Source organism: Chromatium okenii, from assembly GCF_002958735.1.
GTDB lineage: Bacteria > Pseudomonadota > Gammaproteobacteria > Chromatiales > Chromatiaceae > Chromatium > Chromatium okenii_A.
Genome location: NZ_PPGH01000037.1, coordinates 203359 through 222761 on the forward strand (window position 1 = coordinate 203359; position 19403 = coordinate 222761).

General features: G+C 48.6%; 22 protein-coding genes and 1 tRNA gene. 6 read left to right on the forward strand and 17 right to left on the reverse strand.

The window, feature by feature from the left end:
* The 15 genes from CXB77_RS12840 to CXB77_RS12885 form a co-directional block, all read right to left on the reverse strand.
* A complete protein-coding gene (locus tag CXB77_RS12840) occupies window positions 1-912 on the reverse strand; it encodes a respiratory chain complex I subunit 1 family protein (RefSeq protein WP_105072356.1) in 912 nt (303 codons plus the stop codon).
* Between the two features lie 5 nt (window positions 913-917).
* The gene (locus CXB77_RS12845) at window positions 918-2690 is read right to left on the reverse strand and encodes a proton-conducting transporter membrane subunit (RefSeq protein WP_105074224.1); all 1773 of its coding nucleotides are present in this window, start codon (window positions 2688-2690) and stop codon (window positions 918-920) included.
* Between the two features lie 65 nt (window positions 2691-2755).
* Window positions 2756-4081, reverse strand: a complete 1326-nt coding sequence (locus CXB77_RS12850; protein ID WP_105074225.1) for a magnesium and cobalt transport protein CorA — start codon at window positions 4079-4081, stop codon at window positions 2756-2758.
* Window positions 4082-4128: 47 nt separating this feature from the next.
* A complete protein-coding gene (locus CXB77_RS23155; RefSeq protein WP_277949403.1) occupies window positions 4129-4515 on the reverse strand; it encodes a proton-conducting transporter membrane subunit in 387 nt (128 codons plus the stop codon).
* An 8-nt stretch (window positions 4516-4523) separates the two neighbouring features.
* A complete protein-coding gene (locus CXB77_RS23160) occupies window positions 4524-4931 on the reverse strand; it encodes a proton-conducting transporter membrane subunit (RefSeq protein ID WP_347338172.1) in 408 nt (135 codons plus the stop codon).
* On the reverse strand, window positions 4891-5460 hold the full coding sequence (locus CXB77_RS22070) for a proton-conducting transporter membrane subunit (RefSeq protein WP_242445696.1): 570 nt from the start codon (window positions 5458-5460) through the stop codon (window positions 4891-4893). The genes CXB77_RS23160 and CXB77_RS22070 overlap by 41 nt, the downstream gene beginning before the upstream one ends.
* Window positions 5427-5600 carry a hypothetical protein gene (locus CXB77_RS22075; RefSeq protein WP_242445697.1) on the reverse strand — a complete coding sequence of 58 codons (174 nt, stop codon included), beginning with the start codon at window positions 5598-5600 and terminating at the stop codon, window positions 5427-5429. The genes CXB77_RS22070 and CXB77_RS22075 overlap by 34 nt, the downstream gene beginning before the upstream one ends.
* 2 nt (window positions 5601-5602) lie before the next feature.
* Window positions 5603-5980 (reverse strand): sodium:proton antiporter, encoded by a 378-nt coding sequence (locus CXB77_RS12860; protein WP_105074226.1) that lies wholly within the window; start codon window positions 5978-5980, stop codon window positions 5603-5605.
* 2 nt (window positions 5981-5982) lie between these two features.
* A complete protein-coding gene (locus tag CXB77_RS23165) occupies window positions 5983-6108 on the reverse strand; it encodes a hypothetical protein (RefSeq protein WP_277949404.1) in 126 nt (41 codons plus the stop codon).
* Window positions 6105-6419: an MnhB domain-containing protein gene (locus tag CXB77_RS22080; protein ID WP_242445698.1), complete on the reverse strand. Its 315-nt coding sequence runs from the start codon at window positions 6417-6419 to the stop codon at window positions 6105-6107. The genes CXB77_RS23165 and CXB77_RS22080 overlap by 4 nt, the downstream gene beginning before the upstream one ends.
* Complete coding sequence (gene mbhE / locus CXB77_RS22085) at window positions 6419-6754, reverse strand: hydrogen gas-evolving membrane-bound hydrogenase subunit E (protein ID WP_242445699.1); 336 nt, start codon at window positions 6752-6754, stop codon at window positions 6419-6421. Before mbhE ends, CXB77_RS22080 begins: the two co-directional genes overlap by 1 nt.
* Window positions 6751-7005: a Na(+)/H(+) antiporter subunit B gene (locus CXB77_RS12870; RefSeq protein WP_105074227.1), complete on the reverse strand. Its 255-nt coding sequence runs from the start codon at window positions 7003-7005 to the stop codon at window positions 6751-6753. The genes mbhE and CXB77_RS12870 overlap by 4 nt, the downstream gene beginning before the upstream one ends.
* Window positions 7002-7355 (reverse strand): monovalent cation/H(+) antiporter subunit G, encoded by a 354-nt coding sequence (gene mnhG, locus CXB77_RS12875; RefSeq protein WP_105074228.1) that lies wholly within the window; start codon window positions 7353-7355, stop codon window positions 7002-7004. Before mnhG ends, CXB77_RS12870 begins: the two co-directional genes overlap by 4 nt.
* Entirely contained in the window at window positions 7356-7604 is a 249-nt protein-coding gene (locus tag CXB77_RS12880) for a monovalent cation/H+ antiporter complex subunit F (RefSeq protein WP_105074229.1), read from the reverse strand.
* A 239-nt stretch (window positions 7605-7843) separates the two neighbouring features.
* A tRNA-Ser gene (locus tag CXB77_RS12885) sits at window positions 7844-7933 on the reverse strand.
* A gap of 270 nt (window positions 7934-8203) precedes the next feature.
* Here CXB77_RS12885 and CXB77_RS12890 point away from each other — a divergent pair.
* Entirely contained in the window at window positions 8204-9781 is a 1578-nt protein-coding gene (locus CXB77_RS12890; RefSeq protein WP_105074230.1) for a methyl-accepting chemotaxis protein, read from the forward strand.
* Between the two features lie 52 nt (window positions 9782-9833).
* Here the strand turns inward: CXB77_RS12890 and CXB77_RS12895 are convergent, their stop codons facing one another.
* Together CXB77_RS12895 and CXB77_RS12900 are read right to left on the reverse strand one after the other, a co-directional pair.
* Window positions 9834-10769 (reverse strand): diguanylate cyclase domain-containing protein, encoded by a 936-nt coding sequence (locus tag CXB77_RS12895; RefSeq protein ID WP_105074231.1) that lies wholly within the window; start codon window positions 10767-10769, stop codon window positions 9834-9836.
* A complete protein-coding gene (locus tag CXB77_RS12900) occupies window positions 10766-14227 on the reverse strand; it encodes a response regulator (protein ID WP_105074232.1) in 3462 nt (1153 codons plus the stop codon). The genes CXB77_RS12895 and CXB77_RS12900 overlap by 4 nt, the downstream gene beginning before the upstream one ends.
* 134 nt (window positions 14228-14361) lie before the next feature.
* On the opposite strand from CXB77_RS12900, the gene CXB77_RS12905 reads away from it, so the two are divergent.
* The 5 genes from CXB77_RS12905 to CXB77_RS22090 all read left to right on the forward strand — a co-directional run bounded on the left by CXB77_RS12905 (window position 14362) and on the right by CXB77_RS22090 (window position 19384).
* Window positions 14362-15711, forward strand: a complete 1350-nt coding sequence (locus CXB77_RS12905; protein WP_105074233.1) for a TolC family outer membrane protein — start codon at window positions 14362-14364, stop codon at window positions 15709-15711.
* Between the two features lie 3 nt (window positions 15712-15714).
* Complete coding sequence (aroC, locus tag CXB77_RS12910; RefSeq protein WP_105074234.1) at window positions 15715-16812, forward strand: chorismate synthase; 1098 nt, start codon at window positions 15715-15717, stop codon at window positions 16810-16812.
* A 94-nt stretch (window positions 16813-16906) separates the two neighbouring features.
* The gene (locus CXB77_RS12915) at window positions 16907-18043 is read left to right on the forward strand and encodes an MFS transporter (protein WP_105074235.1); all 1137 of its coding nucleotides are present in this window, start codon (window positions 16907-16909) and stop codon (window positions 18041-18043) included.
* A 79-nt stretch (window positions 18044-18122) separates the two neighbouring features.
* Window positions 18123-18566: a response regulator gene (locus CXB77_RS12920; RefSeq protein ID WP_105074236.1), complete on the forward strand. Its 444-nt coding sequence runs from the start codon at window positions 18123-18125 to the stop codon at window positions 18564-18566.
* A complete protein-coding gene (locus CXB77_RS22090; RefSeq protein WP_105074237.1) occupies window positions 18566-19384 on the forward strand; it encodes a response regulator in 819 nt (272 codons plus the stop codon). Before CXB77_RS12920 ends, CXB77_RS22090 begins: the two co-directional genes overlap by 1 nt.
* Window positions 19385-19403 lie beyond the last annotated feature (19 nt).

A 19403-nucleotide genomic window follows, 5' to 3' on the forward strand; every position in this document is an offset into this window, starting at 1 on the left:
TTAACTCCAAGGAAACCAAACGGTTGCAATCACGCCAATGACGCCGAGACCGAGCGGAATTTTCCAAAAAAAGTCCACCGTCTGCTCAGTTCTGAGGCGTGGAAAGCTGGTGCTCACGGCCGCCGTCAATAGAAATAACGCAAACGTTTTGGCAATCAATGCCCAAATCGTCGTCGCTCCACCCAGAAATAAATCGGCAATTAACACCAGTTTTGCCACCGTCATCATCATGTTTTGCGTCATCAATACGCCCAATAACCGTCCGCTGAATTCAACTCGCGGTCCGGCATATACCTCGACTGGCGCACCGACGACATCAAATGGTGACGCATGTTGGCTGGCCATAAACGGCAAAATCATGACAATAAACGCAATTGGATTAGTAATTAAATTCCAATGCGCAAAATCAGTTTGCGCCGCCATGATTGCGTGAACTGATGCGGTTTCATGCTGCACCATCACCAGTGCCAGCCCTAATAAAAACGGCACTTCTAAACCCATTAACCGCGTCAAGCCGCGAGTGACACCCATCACGCCGAATGGATTACCACTCGAACCAACTGCCAGCGCATTGCCGAGCGGGCCGACCACCAACAAATAGATAATTAGAATGAGATTGCCGGAATGGGAAAAGCCTTGCAGCCAATTGGAATCTTTCAAATAGGGCACGAATAACACCGTCGTCACTGCGCCCGCAAAAATAATCATCGGTCCGAAAAAAAACATCGGCCCATGAATAATGGTCTCGGTTTTGAATAAAAACTTCATATTGTCAAAGAAGTTTTGAAAAATGCTCGGTCCCCAACGCCGTTGCACTCGTGCATTGAATTGGCGATAAAAACCGTAAAATAAAAAGCCCATGACATAGCTCATGCCGAGCATAGCGAAGGCGTCAATAATATAATGCGCCATAGAATTCACGCTCCGGTGACGGATTGAATAGTCAAGGTCACGGCGAAAATAAGCACCGCCAATAACAACCACGTTTGCGGATTGCTGCCGTATAGCGTCCCGATCACACCTGCTGCGGCCTGCGTTTGGCGCGTCAAACCGGCGTAAAACCCAGTCGTGGTATGGCGCAAAATCCAGCCAATCAGCGGCACTCGGCGCAATTCACGTCCCATTCCCGCGCCATAATGCAGCGGCGTGTCTGCCGTCGGCACCTCACCGCAGAAACTCAAATCATACGGACTGGCAGCGCGGTGCATGTTCCCGCGAATTAACAGGAATAACGCCGTTATTAAAACAAATACGGTTGCGAATACGCTCATTAGCACTACGCCGTCATAGCCACCATAATTGGTGCTCAATTGCGCCCACGTTGGCGCACCAATTGGCGTCATATTCAAACCAATCAATACCGGATCAATTAACACGTCAATTGCCCAACCGGGGAAAATGCCCAGCGCCACCAGCATTCCCATTAAAACAATTTGCGGAATCAGGTATTGCCAAGGCGCTTCGGTCGCAGTTTTTGCTTCCGGTGAATTGGCGTGACCCAGAAATGGACCATAAATCAGTTTATAGCAATACACAAAAGACGCAGTGCTGGCGAGAATCATCGCCGCTAATAGCAACAACCAATGCGCTTCAATTAAACCAACGTACATTAAATACTTCGCTGCAAATCCCGGCAGCGGCGGCATTCCCGCCAGCCCGATAATGCCAATTAACACGCCAAAAAAGGAGATCGGCATTCGGCTGATGAGTTGACCAAGATCAATAAAACGGCGATGTCCGGTTTGCAGAATAATTCCGGCAATCGTAATAAATAACAGCAGTTTCACTAACGTATGCACCAGCGCCTGAAATAGCGCTCCACCAATTGCCAGTGAACTGCCGACGCCCAACGCAGTGACGATATAACCGACTTGCGCGATGGATGAATACGCCAATAGCCGCTTCATATCTTCTTGGGAAATCGCTTTGAAAGTCGCAATGGTTGCCGTAATCACGCCAATCCACGCTAATACATAACCCGCCACCGGACCGTTGAGAAAGCGCCCGCTGATTTCACTAAAACCATCGGGAAATAACAGCGGCAATATCATTAAACCGTAAATGCCCATCTTTGACATTAATGCCGATAAAAAGGCGCTAAACAAATCGGGTGCTTGGTCGTAGCTGCGCGGCACCCATAAATGCAAAGGTAACGCGCCGACTTTAATCAGGAATGCCAAACCGAATAAAACAAAGAGCACCAGCTTATCTGCTGTCAACAATCCATCAACGGCTTGAATACGAAAATCATCGGTGATGCTGTATAAAAACAGCATTCCAGCCAGCAATAGAAATGCGGAGGCAAGGTTAAATAAAATATAGGACTGCGCACCTTCCAAATCAGTGCGCGGTGAACGCAGCAATAAGAGATAACTGCTCCATGTCATCATTTCCCAGCCGATGAAAAAGCCGATGAAATCGCCCGCCAATAACAGCAACTGCATTCCTAATAACAGCAGTGCATAAAGCGCATACGCCGATTCATCGCTCTTCTCACGCAGCATTGGCACGGCAATTAAAGGCGCACCAATTGCCAGCAATAACATGAAAAAAGCGGACAACGGCGTGAGATCAAATGACAGCGTGATGCCGTTAAATAACGACCACGCGACCGCGCCATCCCAGCTAAAAAGCGTGGCTGCTGGCGTTAGTGCGAGACCGAGAAAAAGAAGTTTGAACACTAAATTCATCCTCAAAAAACCTGCCAGCCTGAATTAGAAATTGATAATCGCGGAATGAAAACGCTTGCCCCGTATTAACTCACTTGCCGATCTTTAACCCGACCAGCGAGAAAGCCTTTATTTCGGCGTTTTTCAAAAAACCGCAACACTAGATATGTGATCCAACCAATCATCACCATGCTGATGCTGAATGCTCCGTATGCCATTGGCCAATTGATGCCTTGCGTCATCATCGAAAATTCAGACATACCGCCCATTCCTGCAATTACGTTAATAGGCATAAAAACAACGGTGATCGTCGTTAGTACCGAAACCCGCTGATTTTGATTGATGTTAATAAAACCCACTGTAGCAGCCATCAAAAAATTGATTTTTTCAAATAAAAATGCAGTATGACTATTCAGTGATTCGATGTCGCGTAATAACTCCTTCGCATCACTGATTTGATCTGATGAAATAAAACGACCTCGCATTAAAAAAGACACCATGCGTTGGGTATCCAAGATATTACGCCGAATGCGTCCATTGAGGTCTTCTTGCTCTGCAATCTCTGCCAAAATGCCAGCAGCTTCTGCATCCGTCATGGCTTCACTTAATACTTGACGCCCCACTTCACCAAGCGCCGTATAAATGTCTTCTAAAGCATCGGCAGAGTATTCAATATCTGCTCCATAAAGATCGAGTAAAACATCTTTACAATCGGAGACATAACCGGGTTGGTTGTGTGCTCTTAAACGCTGCAAGCGAAAAACTGGCAATTCTTCATCACGAACAGTAAACAAAATATCTTTATGTAAAATAAATGCGACCGGAACACTGCGCGAATCATCTTCACGGTCTAATAAAAAATTGGAATGAAGGTGTACTTCATCATTTTCTTCAACATAAAAACGCGCACTCACTTCTAAATCAGTCGCATCGTCAGCGGTGGGCAATTCCAAACCGTAATACTGTCCGATGCTTCGCCGTTCGCCTTTTGATGCGCCAAGTAGATCAATCCAAATCGGATGAATTGCAGTAAGGTCTTGGCGGCAAGTAATAGGAACTCGTTGCAAGCGCCCATTAATAAGCTCGAAAGCATTCATTTGACCCTTACTATCACGCGGCTCACGCAGTCCCACTAATGATTCACGCAGTGCATCGGAAAGTTCCCACAGAATATCGTCTTGTCGATCTTCATCCACCTGACGCCATAAACCCTTGGCATCATCAATTGACATGGCAGAAAGAATCTCACCGATTTCAGTTGCTGATAACCGCCCTAAAAGACGCTGTAATTCAACCAAATGTTGTTTATGAACCAGCGTCTCAATAAGATCATTGCGTGGTGTTGCTTGGTTATACAGCATACTTTCAACGAGTTTCTGCTTATTTAATAGATCAAGTATCTTTTGCATCATTAGGATATGCGCGTGAATTGGTGTCGATTGTCGAGCTGGTTCTGGTGCTATCGCCCCAACACTGCATTTAATAACGCCTCGCGTCCCAATAGCGCCTGCGCTGCTTGTTGCAACCAATCTTCCAATAAGAACGGCGCGACACCCAATACAATCAGCAACCCAGCAATGACTAGCAATGGCGCATAATTTAAGGTTTTTTCACCTTCTATTTTAGCCATTGGCAGCGCATCAGTCGGCGCGTAAAAAACCCGAATCCAGCGGAAATAATATCCCGCTTCAATTAAAGCAGCAGTCAGAATAAGCGCCACTGGCCAGAACGTTTGCACGTCAGCAAAGCCTTTCAGAATCCACAATTTGCTGATAAAGCCACTGAATGGCGGCAAGCCTAAAACTGCCAATGCGCCCAGCACAAATAATCCCGCTGCCAGCGGCATCGTGCGACTTAAACCTGTAAATCTGCCAATTTGAGTGATGCGTATTGCCGCAACATCAGCGCCGCCAGTAGGAATAGCAGCACTTTAATTAACGTGTGATTGATCATGTGAAATAACGCGCCTGCTGTCGTTGCTTCAGAAGCAAATGCCAGCGCCAACGTGATGAGTCCCACTTGACCAAGTGATGAATACGCCAACATGCGCCGTAAATCATTCTGGCGCAGCGCAACTAATTCGGCAACGATCATTGTGATTGCGCCCAGCGCCATTAACCAATTCCGCGCTACAGTGGGATCGGCGAGCAGAATAAAGGTTAAATGGAAGAGCACGAATAAAAAGGCTTTGACTAATACGCCAGAATACAGAGCGGTGATTTCAGGATCGCTGCCGCGATAAATATCTGGGCACCCAGAAATTAAATGGGAACAGCTCGGCTTTAATGCCTAAACCAATCAGCATTAACAGCCCAATCAATAATTGCATCTGCGCTGGCATGTTGCCGAAAGCCTGAGCAAGGCAGCGATATTTAGTTGACCCAGTTTGCAAATACAGCAGCACGATGGCGAATAAAATAAAGATTGCGGCGACCGAGCCACAATCATATTTTAAGCCTGCTTCCAGTGCAGTTTTATCGCGGCGAATGGCTGCCAGTGCATACGCGCTCACGCCGACAATTTCAATGAAAACGTACAGATTGAAGATGTCACCGGTCAATACCATGCCGTTGCTGCCGGCAATGAGCAGCAAGATTAAAATGAATGCGGGACGTTCGCGTAAATGCGCTGCGCTGTTATCCAACCAAATAAATGCTGCGACGATTGCACCCGCGAAACTGAATAGCGCCACTAATAATAACGCGACTGCATCTAAATGCAGATGAATACCCAGCGGCGGGGCAATGACAATGGTTTCTAAAATCGGGCAATGCGGACTGTCGGCAGCCATGACAGCGCGAGCGCGAATAATGCGACTTGGGCGCTAAATAATACCGGCATTAACAATCGCCACCGTACCCACAGCGGCGCTAAAAATGCCAGCAATAAGGGGACGGCGATGAACCAAACGGGAGTGAAATGCAGTGTCATCATCAATCCTTTAATTCAGTCATCTCAGCGACGCTAACCTTGCCGGTTAAACGGTGATATTGAATTGCCATTGAAGTGCCCAGCGCAGTCACGGCGACGCCAATCACAATCGCGGTGAGCGTTAATGCTTGCGGAATGGGATCGCTCATGCCAGTGAATGCAATTAAACCATCAGAAAGAATTGGCGCAGTTTCACCGGGCGTGGTGGCGATGGCGATTAAAATGAGATACACCGCCAATTCCATGATTTCAATGCTGACGAAAATTTTCAATAAATGCCGTTTCGCCAGCAGTCCGTAAAGTCCAATGAAAAATAGAATGAGGCTGCCAATTAAATAAATGCTATGCAGCACCGCTGGGCTATCGAGAAATTCCAACATGATTACAGTTCCTCGGCAGCGCGGGCGGAAACCGGCGTGTCGTGATCGGCTTCGAGCATGTCTTGAAAAATTGCGCCCACTTCTGCGCCAACTTTGATCCCAACTAACAGATAAATCAGCGGAATCACGCCGGCGCTGACCAGTTGCCCATCGCTGCGACCGGATGCGGCAGGAAGTTGCCGAGAAAGCTGGCGGTGGTCACGAAGACCAATCCCAGCATTCCAAACAGGACGAAGCCGCTGCCGGCGAAGGATTCCGTCCAGCCGAGTGGCGCGTGATCGAGGTTGAATTTGGGATCGGCGATCATCCGCAAAAAGAACGCGGTGGCGACGATGACGCCGCCTTGAAAGCCGCCGCCGGGTGAGAGATGGCCGTGCAGCACGATGTAGACGCCGAGCAGCAGGAGCGCCGGAAATAGCAGGCGCGTTCCCGTCACCATTACTTCATTGGATGGTTGTGGCGGTCGCGGGATGCTGGCGTGGCACCGAGTCCGCCCGCAAACAACATGCCGACGCCAGTCGCGGCGAGAAAGAGCACCGTGACTTCGCCGAGCGTGTCAAAGCCGCGATAACTCACGACCACCGTCGTGACGGCATTGGCGGACGCAGTTTCGCTGTTGCGTGCCAGATACAGATCGCCGACGCCGTTGCTCGGCGCATCCAAGCCGTGATTGAGCAGCAGCGTCAAATGCAGCATCAGCAGCCAGCCGCACAGCGCGATCAGCAGCAGCGTGTGAACGCGGAAACGTTTCCGCAGCGGGAGACGACGGCTCATTGCAAGTCCTTCCGTTCAGTGCGACCGAGCTGGCGCACGCCCATCAGCATCACAAAACTGCTGGCTGCCGCGCCAATTGCCGCTTCCGTCAGCGCCACGTCGGGCGCGTGTAATAAGAAAAATTGCCCGACTGCGCCCAAACTCAGCAGCGATAACCCGAGTGCGGATTGCAGCAAATCGGGCTGGCGAATGGCGAGCAGGGCTGCGCCGATCATCCACGCGAAAAATAAAATGGCGAGTAATCCGGTCATGCTGCGACCTCTTTGGGATCCGTTTCTGCTGCGAGTGCGGCTTGGCGTTCGGCGCAGGCATCGCAGGCGAGTGGCACCATCTGCGCTCCGCTGCGATATGCCGCCCGCGCCAGCACTGAGGAACTCAGCGGATTGGTCAATAAAATGAAGATGGCGATGATGAGCAGTTTCGGTGCCCAAGCTGGCGCGAGGCAGGCAACGCCGAGCAGTGTGAGTAACGAACCGAGGGAGGTTGCTTTCGCGCCTGCGTGCATTCGCGTGAATACATCGGGCATCCGAATTAAACCCAAGCCGCTGACCCAAAAGAAAAATAATCCGCCGGACATCAGGATATAGCCGAGCGTTTCCACTTAAACCCCCTTTTCTAAAAAGCGGCTGAATAAGATCACGCCCGCAAAGCCGACGACTGCGAAAATGAGCGCCACATCCAAATAAATGCTGCGTTGAAACCACAGTGATAACAGCGCCAGCAGTGCAATGACGAGAATGGACAGCGTATCGAGCGCGAGGATGCGATTAGCGGCATCAGGGCCTTGAAAAAACCGCCATAAAATCATCAGGATCGGCGGCAACAGCAGGAGGATCATCACAGCAAGCATGAGCGATACCTAAAAGAAGGAGTGAATAGCGGTGTGGTGCGAGATACGCTTATTTGCGCCAGTCTGACAGCAATTGATGTCAATACGTTGAAGCATAGAAATCGTGCCACGAGCAGGATGCAGCAACGAATGAAAGGCGGTGATATTCGAGTGATGCAAAAAGAAGAATTACGCATAACAAACAGAGTCTTAATGACAATAGCGGGGCGTTTGCTATGAGGACTTTTAAAAGAATATGGTGGCGGAGAGAGAGGGATTCGAACCCTCGATAGGGATTAACCTATACACACTTTCCAGGCGTGCTCCTTAAGCCTCTCGGACATCTCTCCAGATCGTGCTGGCAGACATTAGATGTCTATCCAGCGAGGCGTCTAAGATACATGAACTGCTGGTTGCTTTCAAACAAAGCTGCTTTAGTAAATCAGGTTTGGCACATATTTTGTTGATTTAATTGATTATTACATTTAAGCCATTCTGCCAAAAAGCCGCATTTCAACATCCGCAATTTGCGCTAACATCGCATCTTCTAAAGCTGTAGACACGACAACCTCACGCTCCATTTAGATTATTTCTCGCTCACAGAGGCGACTGATTAACACATGAAGAAAAATCTACCTGTTACCAATCGGGAAAATAATTACCCGGAGTCAATGGTTCTCGTTTCGACTACCAATCCGAAGGGAATTATTACCTATTGCAATAAACCCTTTATTCAGATTAGCGGTTTTACCGAAGCTGAATTGATCGGTGCCAACCATAACATCGTGCGTCATCCTGATATGCCCACTGCAGCATTTAAAGACCTGTGGGATACGTTAAAACGCGGCAAATCTTGGCGCAAATTGGTGAAAAACCGCTGCAAGAATGGTGATTATTATTGGGTTGATGCGTATGTCACTCCGGTTTATGAAGGTGAAACTTTGATTGGTTATCAATCAGTACGCACCAAACCCACTCGCGCTCAAATCAATCAAGCAGAACGGCTTTATACCAGTATTCGCAACCGAAACCTGAGCAATTTACCGCGTCCTTGGCTGCCAACAGTTGGCTGCGGAGTGCGTATTAACGCCTCTTATCTTTTCATTGGATTGGGAGCAGTTGCTGCCGGTTGGTTTGAAAATGTGTGGATTGGAGTAATCACGCTGATTGCCAGCATTATTTTAGCGCAACTGAATACACGTTCTATTCTCATGCCAATTCGGCAATGTATCGTTACCGCAAAAAAAATCGCTGCGGGTGATCTTTATTTTCCAATTCATGTCAAAAGTAATAATGAAGTTGCCGAGATTCTCCAATCAATCAAGATGTTGCAATCACGTTTGGCAACGGTAATCGGCAAAATTCAGGACTCCGCCACCAGCGTCACTAATTCCGCGCAACAATTGGCAACGGCGAGCAATTCCACGCATCATTTAATGGAGCAGCAGTATCAAGAAACCGACATGGTGGCGACGGCAATGAATGAAATGTCCGCCACTGTTGCCGAGGTTGCGAATAACACCAGCGCTGCTGCGGATGCCGCACAACGCGCCAACGACGAAGTACAAACCGGACGCAGCATCGTTCGCCAAAGTGTGACCGGAATTCAACATCTTGCAGATGGCGTCACCGAAGCAGCCGATTCTATCGGGCGGCTCGGTGAGGAATCGGAAAATATCGGCAAAATCCTTGATGTGATTCGCAGCATCGCTGGGCAAACCAATTTGCTGGCGCTCAACGCGGCAATTGAAGCGGCACGAGCCGGTGAAGCTGGACGCGGATTTGCCGTCGTTGCTGATGAAGTGCGTACATTGGCGCAACGTACTCAGGATGCGACTCAAGAAATTCAGACGTTAATTCAACGTTTACAGGAAGGTTCGCGCAGTGCCGTGGTCGTGATGCAGCGGGGACGCCAGCAAGCGGAACAAAGTGTGCAATCCGCTGCAAAAACCGATCAATCGCTTAATTCAATTACGCAAGCAGTGGAAAGAATTAGCGATATGAATACGCAAATTGCGACTGCCGCTGAAGAGCAAAGCGAAGTGGTGGAAGAAATGAATCGTAATGTAGAAAGTATTCGTCATCTTTCTATGAAAACGCTTGATAGCACTGATGGCGTTGTGTCTGCAACTGGTAATCTAAAACAGCTTGCCGATCAATTAAAACAGTTGACGCATCAATATCGCATCGGCAGTTAAACAATGCGCACATTATTACACTGCATGATGTAGTGATGTGCGAACTTTATGCTTAATTCAAATGGATATGGTTAATCACACTTTGATAGACGCGATTACGACCATTCCATTTCGCTTGATACAGTGCTAAATCAGCGGTTTTTAAGAGTTCTTCTGGTGCATCCGCTACGGCAGGAATACAGGCAGCTACGCCGGCGCTAATGGTGACATGATTCGCCACAGATGATCGCAAATGTGGAATCCCTCGATTGATCACGAGAGCACGAAACTGCTCGGCAACATATTGCGCCCCAGTACTATCACAATCAGGAAGAATAACCGCAAATTCCTCACCACCATAACGCGCTGCCAAATCACCGGGGCGACGCACTGCTTCTACTAAACAGGTGGCTACATCCCGCAAACAATCATCGCCAGCACCGTGACCATAGAAATCATTGTAATTTTTAAATTGATCCACATCCGCCATAATAAGTGCTAGCGGTACTTGCTCACGAATTGCCCGCCGCCATTCAATACACAGCGTTTCATCAAACCGTCGCCGATTAGGAATACCGGTTAAACCATCCAACGCCACCAGCGTTTCTAATAAATCTGATTTACGTTTTAATGTAATATGTGTGCGTACTCGCGCCCGCAATAACGAAATTTCATAGGGTTTTGTAATGTAATCGACTGCACCGAGATTAAACCCGTGTTCTTGATCACGTATTGCATCACGGGCAGTCACAAAAATTATTGGGATATTCTGCGTTGCCGGAGTATCTTTTAAGCGGCGACACACTTCATAACCGTCCATGCCTGGCATCATCACATCTAACAAAATTAAATCTGGCAACTCACTTTTTATAAGTTCTAACGCCTCTGCGCCAGAGGTCGCAAATTGCGTATCATAATCGCGTTCTAATGCCCCAAGTAGGATTTCAATGTTATTAGGCACATCATCGACAATTAGAATCGTTGATCGGTGATTATTTAACTCATTCATGGTGCTATTTTCTTATTATCAGGCGGACAAATTGACGCCATCAATGCTCGCAAGCTAATGATAGCTTCATTAAACCGCAATTGTTGAATTTGGTGATTAATAGTGTTAAAAGTTGGCGCAAGTGCTGTGGTTTCTAATTCGCAGCATAATTCATTTGCAATTCGCCGTGCTTGTCCCTGTTTGCGGTTCAGCATTTCTTCAAGTTCACGCAACTGCTGCATCACTTTAGCCACATCATCTGGACAGTATGCCAATTGATTTGTCGATTGAGTCACCGGACAAAATTGCGCAAGTGGCTGTTCAATAGTAGCAATACCACGAATAGGAATCCACTGGCGCAGCATTTCCGCTAGTGTAATTGCATCAATTGGTTTTGATAAATGGTCACTCATTCCTGCCAATTGAGCAGCTTTGCGATCAGTATCCAGTGTATTGGCGGTCAACGCAATAATGGGTAAATGTTGACCTCGATCCATAGCACGAATTGCCCGCGTTGCATCAAGACCATCAAGCGTGGGCATCTGCAAATCCATTAAAACAGCATCAAAATTTTGATGAATAACGCAATTGATCGCTTCTTCACCGTTACGGGCAGTTGTGACAATAAAACCCATTTTAATCAGTAACTCACGCGCCACCAATAAATTAGTGACATTATCTTCAACCACCAATACTCGCGCTCCACGAATAGGTTGCGTTAATGCCATTATTATTTCAGTAACTCGATTTACTGGCACAACACAAATTTGTTGTCCCTGTAATGCCAATAGCGCATCAAATAACGCGGTTGGTTTAATTGGCTTCTCTAAAATCCCGTTAATATGTGTGAAACGTTCGATGTTTTGTAATTGTTCCCGCCCAAAGGTCGTTGCCATAATAAACACCTGCACATGAGTCAATGCACCTTTGCTTACCAATTGCGCAATTTGCGCCGCCATCGCCACGCCATCAGTTTTCGGCATTTTCCAATCAATTAACGCGCATTCAAAAGGCTTATTGATACGCTGTGCTGCCATCAATTCGGCGATTCCCGATTCTGCGGATTCGGCTAACGTGATTGGAAATTGCCAAGCATGTAATTGTTCTTCCAGTACCAGACGAGAAGTCAATTGGTCATCAACGACCAGTGTTTTCATTTTTCGCAATTGCGCTGGATCACGAGACATTTTAGCGAGTTCATGCGCTGGTGCAACGCGCACATGAAAAGAAAAAATACTTCCGCGACCAAATTCACTGACAACAAAAATTTTTCCGCCCATCAATTCAACTAAACGCTTACTAATTGTCAATCCCAAACCCGTGCCGCCATAGCGCCGCGTAGTAGAAGCATCAGCTTGTTGAAAAGGTTGAAATAAGCGTTCACATTGTTCTGCGGTTAAACCAATTCCAGTATCGCGTACTGAAACTTGTAATTGCAGTAGATTTTCGTTAAGTGGTTGGCATTCAATTTTAAGATGTACTTCACCAGTCGTTGTAAATTTAACGGCGTTACCGACAAGATTATTGATAATTTGTCCCAATCGCAAGGGATCGCCGCGCAATAAAGGTGGCACTTCTGGCGCGATTTGGAAATAAAGTTCTATGCCTTTTTTATCTGCTTCTAATGCAAATAACCCTTCGATATTATTTAATATGTCATCAATAGCAAAGTCGATGTCATCAAAATCGAGTCTTCCGGCGTCAATTTTAGAATAATCGAGAATGTCGTTAAGAATTCCCAGCAATGCCCGTGACGAGGAATCAATTTTATTTAAATAATCGCGTTGGTGCGGGTTTAATTCGGTATCTAATAACAACTGCGATAAGCCAATGACTGCGTTCATTGGTGTGCGAATTTCATGGCTCATATTGGCAAGGAATTCACTTTTGGCGCGATTTGCTGCATCCGCAGTTTCTTTTGCTTGGCGCAACACTGTTTCGGTTTCATGCTGCGCAGTGATGTCACGGTTAATTCCAACCAGTCGTATCATTTGGCCATTGTAATCGCGTTCGTATAGCGCCACTGCGTGAAGATAACGAACGCTACCGTTTGGCCAAATAATCCGAAATTCTTGGTCAAAAGTTTCATTGTTATCCATTGCAATTTTTAATGCTTTTTCCACTCCATCAACATCATCAGGATGACAGCGCGAGCGCCAAAATTGGTGATCCAATTGCGTGCAATCCACGCCAACGGGAACGCCGTGAATTTCGCACATGCGTCGATCCCAAATCAGGCGATTATTGAGATGTTCCCAGCTCCAAATGCCAATTTGCGAGGCTCGCGTTGCCAGCAATAAACGATCTCGTGTCATTCTAATATCGTCTTCTACTTGCTTTTGTTCGGTGACATCGTCATAAACAGCCACCACTTTTCCCGAAGATAATCGGTATACGTAATTCTCGCGCCAGCCCACAATACGGTGATCTTGATAGAGTCGCAGCGGTAATTCTTCAGCAATTCCGGTTGTCCATACTCGCCGCAATACATCGAGAAAGCCAAATGATTTCACTTCAGGAAAAACTGTGGTCAGACGCTGACCAATCACTGCACCGTGTGGCAATTTTTCAATGCGTTCGGAAGCGGGATTGATATTTTCAAAAATAAAATCTTTGCCATTATCCACTGCGGAATACACGATGACACCGCTGCTCATGCGCTCAAAAATCTGTCGGAAATGCTCTTCCGCACGATGATGTTCGCGCATTGATTCTGCCAATTTTGCCAGTAGGTAGTAACTCGAACCAACGAAAGCGCCCCAGCGCAGCAGATGCCACCACCACCAATGTGCATTCCAGATGGTGGAACTGGAGAACAGGATGCCGGAAATGCCCAGCAGAGCACATAGCACTGCGAATTGACGATAATGACTGTCCTCGATACGGCGATACAGCACACAAAAGCGCAGCGATGAGACTAAAAGTAATACTCCGCCAACCGTGTTGATCGCGATGGCCAGTGCTGAAAATTTGTCGTTTTCAAACATCACTGGAATCCACTGCGGAAACGCCAGCACGACACTCACGCCGATGATGATCAATAGCGTAATCCACAAAATCCGCCCACGATGTGTTCCCACGGTTGCCTGACCAAATGGCAGATAAATGGTGGCAAAGAGCAATCCGCCGATAAAAATTGATAACACGTTGGTAAACACAAATTCTTGACCAAGCTCAAGCACGGCATGACACGCATTGATCAAGCCACTGCCGAGTAATCCCAACGGGATCGCTACCGGCAACCGCGATAATTCATCTTGCTTGCCGAAAAAAATAATCAGCGTTGCCACCATGAGCGCAATGGTCGCACCTGCGGATTCCAGTACTGCGTGAAGGGTCAAGCTCTGCCACACCACATTGAGCGGCAGCGCCAGCGCGATCAACGCTGCGACCAGCGGCACGATGATGGGAATTGCTCCCTGTTTCAGGCAGGAAAGAAATAGCGTTTTGAAGTCAATGCCGTTATTTGACGGATACATACAGAGGCGCTCAGAAAATGTTATTAGTTTAGCGGCACTGGGTTGGTGTTTGAGGGTCGTTGATCAAGTCACCTATACTTACGCCTATTCTATGTGCTTCATTTGGCGCACCGTACACAAGGAAACCTAGACCGATGTGGAACCGTTTTTTCACCTTAAGCCTGTTGCTTTTTAGCAGCGTCATCACTGTCAGCCACGGGGAAGACCTCGTGCAAATCTATGATATTGCGATTGAAAATGACCCAACGCTGCGCGAGGCCGAACAGACATTATTTGCAACACGAGAAATGAAACCGCAGGCGCAGGCGTTGTTATTGCCGAACGTGAGTATGAGCGGTGATCTGATGTATCGGGATGCAGAAAGCACGGGCAATAACGTTTATGGTCATTTTCACAGCAATGATCGTTATAGCACTCAGAATGCGCAAATCGTGGCGAAACAAGCGGTATTTAATCGCAGCAGTTGGATGACGCTGCAACAATCTGATCATGTGATTGCACAAGCAGAAGCGGAATACCGTAATAGCCAAATTGATTTAATGGTGAAAACCACTGTCGCGTATTTTAATGTGCTCCGCGCAGCAGATGCAGTGACCGTACAGGAAGCATTATTGCGTGCCAATGAGCGCCAGCTTGAGCAATCGAAACAACGCTTTGATGTTGGTTTAGTCGCAATTACGGATGTGAATGAAAGTCAGGCTGCGTATGACCGTTCCAGCGCAGATGTGATTACCAGTAAAAATCTATTGAATAATGCGTGGGAAGCACTCCGCGCCATTGTCGGGCCGATTAAAATGCCGCTGGCACGACTCGGTGAACAATTGCCATTATCTCCGCCCGAACCGAATGACATTGAGGTGTGGGCGAATACCGCAGTGCGCAGCAATTTCGGCATTATTGCGGCGAGTGAAGCAGCAAATGCAGCGAATCGGAAAATTGAAATTGAACGTTCTGGTCATTATCCAACGGTCAGTGTTGAAGCCGGTTACGACTTGTCGCGTTCTGATACGACATACAATACCGATTCAAATACCAGTTTTGTTGGGTTATCGGTGAATGTGCCTATTTTTCAAGGCGGCACCGTGACTTCACGCACCCGCCAAGCCGGTTTTCAATACCGCGCAGCGCAGGATCGCCTTGATCAAGAACGCCGTCTGGTGGATCAACAGGTGAAAAACGCTTTTCGCGGCATTTTGACCAGCATCGAAGATGTGCGGGCGCGGCAGGCAGCGATTGTGTCAGCACGCTCGGCGCTGGAATCCACGCAAGCCGGTTTGGAAGTTGGCACACGGACGCAGGTTGACGTGCTCAATGCCCAGCGCAATCTGTTTCAAGCCGAATTCGATTATCTCGATGCGCGTTACAACTACATCATCAATGGCGTGAAGCTCCATCAGGCGACCAGCACCTTGACCCGCGACGTGTTGGAAAAGGGCAATGCGTGGCTCAATCCTGCCGATGTCGTTCCTCCGCCAGCGAGCTAAATCATGTCTGGAAATAGCTTCGGCAAACTTTTCGTCATCACCAGCTTTGGTGAAAGTCATGGCGCAGCAATTGGCGGCATCGTCGATGGTTGTCCGCCCGGTTTAGAACTAAACGCCGCTGATTTGCAAGGTGATTTGGATCGCCGCAAACCGGGGCAATCGCGCCACACCACGCAGCGCCGCGAATCCGACACGGTGGAAATTCTGTCTGGCGTATTTGCAGGACGCACCACCGGCGCACCGATTGGGCTGTTGATTCGCAACGAAGATCAACGGTCAAAGGATTATTCCGAAATCGCTGATCGTTATCGTCCCGGTCACGCCGATTACACCTACGAGCAAAAATATGGTGTGCGCGATTATCGCGGTGGCGGGCGTTCATCAGCGCGAGAAACGGCAGTGCGCGTTGCGGCGGGCGCAATTGCCAAGAAATATCTCGCCGAGCAGTGCGGAATTACGGTGCGCGGTTATTTGTCGCAACTGGGCGCAATTCATCCGCAAGCCTTTGATTGGGATGAAGTAGCGCGGAATCCGTTTTTTTGGCCGTGCGCAGCGACGGTCGCCGATTTAGAAACATTCATGGATGGACTGCGCAAAGCCGGCAACTCCATCGGCGCAGCAGTGACGGTGGTTGCCAGCGGAATGCCGACCGGACTCGGCGAACCGATTTTTGACCGGCTGGATGCCGACATCGCCCACGCGCTGATGAGTATTAACGCAGTCAAAGGCGTTGAAATCGGCGCAGGTTTTCGCTGCATCGAACAGCGCGGCACGGAACACCGCGATGAAATGACGCCGGACGGATTTTTGAGCAATCACGCTGGCGGCATTCTCGGCGGCATTTCGTCGGGTCAAGATGTGATTGCTCGCCTCGCGCTGAAACCGACCTCCAGCATTCGGCTGCCCGGACGCACGATCAATAATCAGGGCGCAGCGACCGAAGTTGTGACGCTGGGTCGCCATGATCCGTGCGTCGGCATTCGCGCCACGCCCATTGCCGAAGCAATGCTGGCGCTGGTGTTAATGGATCATCTGCTGCGCCAACGCGCTCAAAATGCCGACGTGACGCCGCCTATCGCTGCGATTCCGCCGTCAATCTAAATCACCGTTTCACCGTACAGCGCCAGCAATTACCATTGGAAACAATGGTGTGTATGGTGCTGACGATTGAAAACTGCTAACTGAAACCAAATCAATGCCGTATTGGCGTCTGTCCGCTTATTACCTGTGTTATTTCGCCTCACTCGGTGCGCTCGTGCCGTATTGGGCGCTGTACCTTCAAGCTGAAGGTTTTGATGCGCTCGCCATTGGGCAATTGCTGGCGCTGCTCTCAATCACCAAAATCATCGCGCCAATCGTTTGGGGTCATCTCGTGGATCGCAGCGGACAGCGAATGCCATTGGTGCGACTTGGCGCGTTATTGGCGGCGCTGACATTTCTCACCGTCTTTATTGCGCACAGCTTTTGGTCAATGGCAGCAGCAATGCTGTTATTTAGCTTTTTCTGGAATAGTTCACTACCGCAAGTTGAAGCCGTCACATTTAATCATTTACAAGCTAAATCCTCACGTTACGCGCTGGTGCGTTTATGGGGATCAGTCGGTTTTATTGTGATTGTCACACTGCTGGGCTGGCGCTTAACACACGATGCAGTCACCACGCTGCCAATTTGGTTACTGGTTCTCTTTATTAGTGTGTGGTTGAGTTCACTATTGATTCCCGACAGTGCGCCAGTGCACAGCGAACACGCGACATTGTCTTTGCGTCATATCTTGCAGCAGCGAACGATGATTGCATTCTTTGCTGCCTGTTTTTTAATGCAGTTGAGTCACGGCATTTATTACGCTTTTTATTCACTACATTTGAAAGCAGCAGGTTATTCAAGCGTTGCTGTTGGTAATTTATGGGCGATTGGCGTATTTGCGGAAGTACTGATTTTTTTGGTCACACCGCGTTTGCTTGATCATTTCGGAGCGCGACGAGTGTTGCTATGGAGTTTGGCATTCGCTGTAGTACGCTGGCTCTTGATCGGCAATTTCGTTGCATTATTACCAGTGCAAATCATTGCGCAATTACTTCACGCCGTGACTTTTGGCACTTTTCATGCCGCCGCAATTCACTTTGTTCATCATGCGTTTTCAGGACGTACTCAAGGACGCGGTCAAGCGTTGTATAACAGCCTGAGTTTTGGTGCAGGCGGCGCAGCAGGAAGTTTACTCGGCGGTTTTTTATGGGCAGATACTGGCGCATTGATGAGTTTTGGTGTTGGCGCAGCAGCAACAGCAATTGGTTTTGTCATTGTCTGGCGTGGTATGAAATTAGACGCAGCATAAAAAGTTGTCAGTGACCACGTTTCTTATTAACAACCGCATAACGTTTAGGTGAATTGATTTTCTATTGATGGAGAAGTCGATGTCCCAAGACCCGAATACGCGCCCTATTCTATTGGTAGAAGACAATCCAATGGATGTTGATCTCACGCTGCGGGCGTTTCGGCGGCGGCGTTTGCTTAATCCAGTAGAAGTTGCCCGCGACGGTGAAGAGGCGTTGGCGTGGATTCCGCGTTGGGAAGCAGGCGAGCCGTTACCGCTGGTGATTTTGCTTGATCTTAAACTGCCGCGAGTGAGCGGATTGGAAGTGTTGCAGCAATTGCGAGCGCATTCTGTCAGTCAAGATTTGCCAATCGTGGTGCTTACTTCATCCCGCGAAGATCAAGATGTTGCTGCTGCGTATCGGCTCCATGTCAATTCTTATATCGTTAAACCTGTGAATTTTGAAACCTTTATGGAAGTTGCCGCACACATCGAATTATATTGGTGTTTAGTCAATCATCCGCCATCGAGGTTAACGCCGTGATGCGTGTTCTGCATGTTGAAGATAATCCCGTCGATGCTGATTTGACGCGGCGCGTTTTGGAGCGTCGCGCCCCTGAGATTCAGCTTGAAACCACGCCATCATTAACCGCAGCGGTCATCTGTCTGCAAGGCGACGCAGCGACAAATTACGATTTGGCATTGATTGATCTTAAACTGCCGGACGGCTCGGGATTGGAATTGCTGGCGCACATCCGCGAGCGCCAATTGCCGCTGGCGGTAGTGATGCTGACGGGTTCCGGCGATCAAGATGCGGCGATTGCTGCCTTGCAAGCTGGCGCGGATGACTATCTCACCAAGGGCGACAGATCATTGGATCGTTTGCCCGCCACCTTGCACGACGCTTATCAACGTTTTCACGAAGCCAGCGTGCGCCGCGCCCAGCCGCTGCGCGTAATTTATGCCGAACACAATGCTGCCGACATTGATTTAACGCTGCGCCATTTCGCCCGTTATGCGCCGCACATTCGCGTGATGACAGTGCTGGATGTGATGCAGGTTTTATCCTGTTTGCCGCACAACAACCACACTCCTGCCGATTACGACGTGGTGCTGCTGGATTACCGTTTGCCGGGCTTGGATGCGCTGGAAGCAGTCAAAATTCTCCGCGCCGAACGCGGACTGGATATTCCGATCGTCATGGTGTCTGGGCAGGGCAATGAAGAAGTCGCTGCTCGCGCCATTCATCTCGGCGTGAACGACTACGTTTCTAAATATAACGGCTACTTACACAAACTGCCGGCGACGTTGAAAAGGTGTCGGGCAGCGCAATCTGCTCCGCGAACGCGCCAATCTGCATGAAACACCGCGCTTGGAGCAG

Bases quoted from the DNA above. Each gene is read 5' to 3' on its own strand.
- mbhE (WP_242445699.1), bottom strand. From the start codon at position 6,754: ATGAGCCGTCGTCTCCCGCTGCGGAAACGTTTCCGCGTTCACACGCTG.
- CXB77_RS12870 (WP_105074227.1), bottom strand. From the start codon at position 7,005: ATGACCGGATTACTCGCCATTTTATTTTTCGCGTGGATGATCGGCGCA.
- aroC (WP_105074234.1), top strand. From the start codon at position 15,715: ATGTCTGGAAATAGCTTCGGCAAACTTTTCGTCATCACCAGCTTTGGT.
- CXB77_RS22080 (WP_242445698.1), bottom strand. From the start codon at position 6,419: ATGGTGACGGGAACGCGCCTGCTATTTCCGGCGCTCCTGCTGCTCGGC.
- CXB77_RS12850 (WP_105074225.1), bottom strand. From the start codon at position 4,081: ATGATGCAAAAGATACTTGATCTATTAAATAAGCAGAAACTCGTTGAA.
- CXB77_RS23155 (WP_277949403.1), bottom strand. From the start codon at position 4,515: ATGCCGCTGGCAGCGGGATTATTTGTGCTGGGCGCATTGGCAGTTTTA.
- CXB77_RS12845 (WP_105074224.1), bottom strand. From the start codon at position 2,690: ATGAATTTAGTGTTCAAACTTCTTTTTCTCGGTCTCGCACTAACGCCA.
- CXB77_RS12900 (WP_105074232.1), bottom strand. From the start codon at position 14,227: ATGTATCCGTCAAATAACGGCATTGACTTCAAAACGCTATTTCTTTCC.
- CXB77_RS12905 (WP_105074233.1), top strand. From the start codon at position 14,362: ATGTGGAACCGTTTTTTCACCTTAAGCCTGTTGCTTTTTAGCAGCGTC.
- CXB77_RS22070 (WP_242445696.1), bottom strand. From the start codon at position 5,460: ATGGCTGCCGACAGTCCGCATTGCCCGATTTTAGAAACCATTGTCATT.
- CXB77_RS12890 (WP_105074230.1), top strand. From the start codon at position 8,204: ATGAAGAAAAATCTACCTGTTACCAATCGGGAAAATAATTACCCGGAG.
- CXB77_RS12860 (WP_105074226.1), bottom strand. From the start codon at position 5,980: ATGTTGGAATTTCTCGATAGCCCAGCGGTGCTGCATAGCATTTATTTA.
- CXB77_RS22090 (WP_105074237.1), top strand. From the start codon at position 18,566: ATGCGTGTTCTGCATGTTGAAGATAATCCCGTCGATGCTGATTTGACG.
- CXB77_RS12895 (WP_105074231.1), bottom strand. From the start codon at position 10,769: ATGAATGAGTTAAATAATCACCGATCAACGATTCTAATTGTCGATGAT.
- CXB77_RS22075 (WP_242445697.1), bottom strand. From the start codon at position 5,600: ATGACACTGCATTTCACTCCCGTTTGGTTCATCGCCGTCCCCTTATTG.
- CXB77_RS12880 (WP_105074229.1), bottom strand. From the start codon at position 7,604: ATGCTTGCTGTGATGATCCTCCTGCTGTTGCCGCCGATCCTGATGATT.
- CXB77_RS12915 (WP_105074235.1), top strand. From the start codon at position 16,907: ATGCCGTATTGGCGTCTGTCCGCTTATTACCTGTGTTATTTCGCCTCA.
- CXB77_RS12840 (WP_105072356.1), bottom strand. From the start codon at position 912: ATGGCGCATTATATTATTGACGCCTTCGCTATGCTCGGCATGAGCTAT.
- CXB77_RS12920 (WP_105074236.1), top strand. From the start codon at position 18,123: ATGTCCCAAGACCCGAATACGCGCCCTATTCTATTGGTAGAAGACAAT.